The sequence below is a fragment of the Rhodoplanes roseus genome, from assembly GCF_003258865.1.
GTDB lineage: Bacteria > Pseudomonadota > Alphaproteobacteria > Rhizobiales > Xanthobacteraceae > Rhodoplanes > Rhodoplanes roseus.
This window is the reverse complement of the sequence record NZ_NPEX01000934.1, coordinates 1-249: the sequence shown is the minus strand read 5'-3', so window position 1 is coordinate 249 and position 249 is coordinate 1. Positions and strand designations below refer to the sequence as shown.

General features: G+C 62.7%; 1 pseudogene. It reads left to right on the top strand.

From position 1 onward, the window contains the following. Positions 1-44: 44 nt before the first annotated feature. Positions 45-249, top strand: a pseudogene (locus CH341_RS33070) (phosphonate metabolism protein/1,5-bisphosphokinase (PRPP-forming) PhnN); the annotation flags it as partial.

Below are 249 nucleotides of genomic sequence, written 5' to 3'. Positions count from 1 at the left end.
GTGCCGGTGGTGCGGTCAGTCTGGCGCCAGGGGCGTCGCGTCGCGTGAATGATCCACAGCCTTTTCACCTCGGCACCTTGGTGCTGGTCGTCGGTCCGAGCGGGGCCGGCAAGGACAGTCTGATCGACTATGCGCGGCAGAGGCTTTTGGATGTGCCTCACGTGGTCTTTCCCCGTCGCACGGTGACGCGGAGCGAAAGCGATTTCGAAGACAATCTCGCTTTGAGCGAAACGGAGTTTGCCGAAGCGG